Genomic DNA, 4520 nt, shown 5'->3' on the forward strand with positions numbered 1-4520 from the left:
AGATTCATGCGTTCCGGCAAGCCGCCTACATTATGGTGGCTCTTGATCACATGGGCCTTGCCGGTCTTGCCGCCGGCCGACTCGATCACGTCCGGATAGATGGTGCCCTGAGCCAGCCAATTGACCCCATCAATCTTTTTCGCCTCCTCGTCGAAGACCTCGATGAACAGGCGACCAATGACCTTGCGCTTGGCTTCCGGATCCTGGACGCCCTTGAGCGCCTTGAAGAAGCGCTCAGCGGCATTGACGCGGATCACATGCACACCCATGTGCTCGGCCATGGTGGCCATGACCTGGTCGCCTTCCTTGAAACGCAATAACCCGGTGTCGACGAATACGCAGGTGAGCTGGTTGCCGATGGCCTTTTCCAGCAGCGCCGCGACCACCGAAGAATCGACGCCTCCGGAAAGGCCAAGCAGCACGCGGTCGCTTCCGACCTGCTCGCGCACGCGCTGCACGCTGTCGGTAATGATGTGGCTGGCTGTCCACAGCGTGTCGCAAGCACACAGATCGACCACGAAGCGACGCAGGATTTCCATGCCACGCTGGGTGTGGGTAACCTCGGGATGGAACTGCAAGCCGTAATAATGGCGTTCCTCATCGGCCATGCCGACCAGCGGAACGGATTCGGTCGCCGCCACGCCGCTGAAGCCCTCGGGCAGCGTGGTGACACGATCACCGTGCGACATCCACACGTCCAGCTCGCCGGCGTTGGCAATCAGGCCGTCAAACAGGCGACACGGCTCGGTGGCGTGAACCTTGGCGTAGCCAAACTCGCGGTGGTGTTCGCTCTCGACCTTGCCTCCCAACTGCACTGCCATGGATTGCATGCCGTAGCAGATGCCCAGCAGCGGAACGCCGCGGTCGTAGACCGCCTGTGGAGCACGCGGCGAGTCGTCCTCGGTCACCGACTCCGGACCGCCGGAGAGGATGATGCCCTTCGGCGCGAAGGTCGCGATCTCGGTCGGGTCATGGTCCCAGGCCCAGATCTCGCAGTAGATCCCTATTTCACGAATGCGGCGGGCGATCAGCTGCGTATATTGCGAGCCAAAGTCGAGGATCAGGATCTTGTCGCTGTGGATGTTGGGCATGCAGGACTCGGTTTCGGGGACCGGGACTCGGGCTCCCGGTCAGTGCAGCGTGGTAGTTGCAAGCAGGACGCCTGGGGCGCTGTCCTGCTGTCCCGGCGCGCCGAGCCCGGTGGCAGTCGGGATATCAATCGAGCCGGTAGTTCGGTGCTTCCTTGATGATCTGGATGTCATGCGGATGCGCTTCCAGCACGCCGTTGCCCGTCACACGCACAAATTGTGCCTTATGGCGCATATCTTCAATGGATGCACATCCGGTATAGCCCATCGACGCGCGCAAACCGCCCATCATCTGGTGGACGATGCTGCGCAGCGGACCTCGATAAGGAACGCGACCCTCGATGCCCTCCGGCACCAGCTTGTCGGCGTCGGCCTCTTCCTGGAAATAACGGTCCTTGGAGCCAAGCTGCATGGCGCCCAACGAACCCATGCCGCGATAGCTTTTGTAGGAGCGGCCCTGGAACAATTCGACCTCGCCCGGCGCTTCCTCGGTGCCCGCGAACATGGAGCCCAGCATCACGCTGGAGGCGCCGGCGGCGATGGCCTTGGCAACGTCACCGGAATAGCGGATGCCACCGTCGGCGATCAACGGAATGTCTTCCTTCAACGCCGTGGCAACCAAGTCGATGGCGGTGATCTGCGGCACACCGACGCCGGCGACCACGCGGGTGGTGCAGATCGAGCCGGGGCCGACGCCGACCTTGACCGCGTCTGCACCTGCATCGCGCAGCGCCAGGGCTGCGTCGCCCGTGACGATGTTGCCAGCGATCACCTGCACCTGGGGAAACTGTTTCTTGACCCAGGAGACACGGTCGATCACGCCCTGTGAATGACCATGCGCGGTGTCGACCACCAGCACGTCCACACCGGCCTCGACCAGTGCCGCCACCCGCGCCTCGGTATCCCCGCCAACGCCTACAGCTGCACCGACGCGCAGACGTTCGTGCAGGTCCTTGGCCGCATGCGGATTGTCACGCGCCTTCTGGATGTCCTTGACGGTGATCAGGCCACGAAGCTGGAAGGCATCGTTGACCACCAGCACCTTCTCGATGCGGTGCCGGTGCAGAAGATCCAGCACTTCATCATGTCCAGCCCCCTCCTTGACCGTGACCAGCTTCTCCTTGCGGGTCATGATGTTGCGCACGGGGTCGTCGTGTTTCTTTTCGAAGCGCAGGTCACGGCTGGTGACGATCCCCACCAGTTCGGAGCCATCGACGACCGGCACGCCGGAAATGCTGTTGCCACGGGTGATCTGCATCACCTCGCTGATGGATGTATCCGGGCCGACAGTGATCGGGCTGCGGATGACGCCGGCCTCGAACTTCTTCACCAGACGCACTTCTGCTGCCTGTTGTTCGGGGGTCATGTTCTTGTGGATGATGCCTATACCGCCACATTGCGCCATGGTGATGGCCAGTCGCGACTCGGTCACCGTGTCCATGGCCGCCGAGACAATCGGCACGTTGACGCGGATGTCCCGTGTAAGACGGGAGGAGGTGTCCACATCGCGCGGCAGCACGGTCGAGTGGGCGGGGACGAGGTAAACGTCGTCGTAGGTCAGTGCCTCGGCAAGGATGCGCATGGCGTGTTTTCCCGCAGGTAAATCGGTTTAGTGTACTGGATTGGAGTGGATCTGGGACAATTTTGGCAGCATCTGTATACCGACTTCGAGTACATCAACCGGCTGCACAGGTGCCCACCAGTGCAGCAGGCAGCGGTACGTGGAAGGGCTTTCGGTATGGTGGCCCTTGCCTGCAGCCTGTCATTACGTGCGGCCTCTTGCGTAGGTCAGGCTTCAGCAGAGCCCAACCTGAAGTTCTTGCGCATGGCCTTGATGCAGCACCGGCCGCGCCGCGAACCGGGACCCGGATCCATGCCCTGCACCAGTAGCCGAGCATGCGTGTGCGTCGGGTGAGTTTTCAAGCCACTGAACGTGCCTGACGTGATTCGGTGGCTTCCAGGGTGTTTTCAATCAGCGTCGCCACCGTCATCGGCCCTACCCCACCGGGGACCGGCGTGATCCACGAGGCGCGCTCTCGCGCGACTTCGTACTCGACATCGCCGACCAGACGACCGTCGTCAAGGCGATTGATGCCGACATCAATGACCACTGCGCCGGGTTTGATCCAGTCACCCTTCACCAGCCCTGGCTTGCCCACGGCCACCACCACAATGTCCGCACGACCGACATGCTCGGCCAGGTTCCGAGTGAACCGGTGGCAGCAGGTCACGGTAGCGCCGGCGACCAGGAGTTCGAGTGCCAACGGCCGTCCGACATGGTTGGATACACCCACGATCACCGCGTCACGCCCGCGCACGGGTTTGTCGGTATGTCCGAGCAGTGTCATGACGCCCTTGGACGTGCAAGGGCGCAGCCCCAGCCGCCGCAACACCAGTCGCCCGACGTTGGTGGCATGGAAGCCATCCACGTCTTTTGAGGGTTCGATGCGATCGACCAGCGCATCTTCGTCCACATGATCCGGGAGCGGAGATTGCACCAGTATGCCGTTCACCGCCGGATCAGAATTGAGCGTGTCGATCAGGGCAAAAAGTTCGGCCTGGGTGGTGCTGGCCGGCAGGTCGTGCTCAAAAGAACGGAAACCGACCTGTTCGCAGGCACGACGTTTGTTGCGCACGTACACGGCCGAAGCCGGATCCTGGCCGACCAGGATCACTGCCAGTCCGGGCACCGTCCTGCCCGCGGCTACTCGCTCCGCCACCCGTTGCCCTACTTGGGCAAGCAGTTCCTGGGCGATGCGTTTGCCATCGAGAAGACGTGCGGTCATGGCCATGCAATCCAGTGAAAGCGCGCATTATCCGGGTTCATGGAGCGTGGCACAAATCCGATGGCTTGAATCGCGATGCACAAGCAGCAGACAGTATTTCGCACGAGGCCGTCACGTTGCTCCAGGTCTTGCCTGCCAACATGCCCGCAGTCGACACGATTGTGGGATCAAGCAATCGCTATCCCTTTCGGGTTGTGCGTTACTTGCGTTTTTTGGCCTTGCGGATCATCCGTTGGCGTTTGCGCTGCTGGCCTTCGGTGAGGACGTTGCGCTTGCCGGCATAGGGATTCTCGCTATCGCGCAATTCAATGCGTATGGGCGTGCCTTCTAGCTTGAAGGTCTTGCGGTAGGTATTTTCCAGATAGCGCCGATACGCCGGAGCGATGTGCTTGGTGCGGGTGCCGTGGATGACTATGGTGGGAGGGTTGTGCCCCCCCGGATGGGCGTATCGCAGCTTTGGCGCATGGCCTCGGACCAGTGGTGGCTGGTAAGCCTCGTAGGCTTTTTCCATGATGCGGGTCACCTGCGAGGATGTCATTGCGACATTGGCCGATGCATGGGCGCGATCCACGGCGCGCATCAGCTCGCGCAGCCCCGAGCCATGCTTGGCCGAGATGAACACGCGCCGCGCCCAGGACACAAACTC

The 4520-nt window shown here is 62.0% G+C and carries 3 protein-coding genes and 1 pseudogene; all 4 read right to left on the minus strand.

Annotated elements, in window-relative coordinates:
- A partial coding sequence (gene guaA, locus PF446_RS04555) for a glutamine-hydrolyzing GMP synthase (RefSeq protein WP_298070064.1) occupies positions 1 to 1091 on the minus strand: 1091 nt, incomplete at its 3' end.
- Between the two features lie 124 nt (positions 1092 to 1215).
- Positions 1216 to 2670 carry an IMP dehydrogenase gene (guaB, locus tag PF446_RS04560; protein WP_298070065.1) on the minus strand — a complete coding sequence of 485 codons (1455 nt, stop codon included), beginning with the start codon at positions 2668 to 2670 and terminating at the stop codon, positions 1216 to 1218.
- Between the two features lie 337 nt (positions 2671 to 3007).
- The gene (gene folD, locus PF446_RS04565; protein ID WP_298070066.1) at positions 3008 to 3874 is read right to left on the minus strand and encodes a bifunctional methylenetetrahydrofolate dehydrogenase/methenyltetrahydrofolate cyclohydrolase FolD; all 867 of its coding nucleotides are present in this window, start codon (positions 3872 to 3874) and stop codon (positions 3008 to 3010) included.
- 199 nt (positions 3875 to 4073) lie between these two features.
- Positions 4074 to 4520: pseudogene (locus tag PF446_RS04570) on the minus strand (ribosome biogenesis GTPase Der); the annotation flags it as partial.

Origin of the sequence: Oleiagrimonas sp., assembly GCF_027858935.1 — a bacterium.
In the GTDB taxonomy this organism is placed as follows: domain Bacteria; phylum Pseudomonadota; class Gammaproteobacteria; order Xanthomonadales; family Rhodanobacteraceae; genus Oleiagrimonas.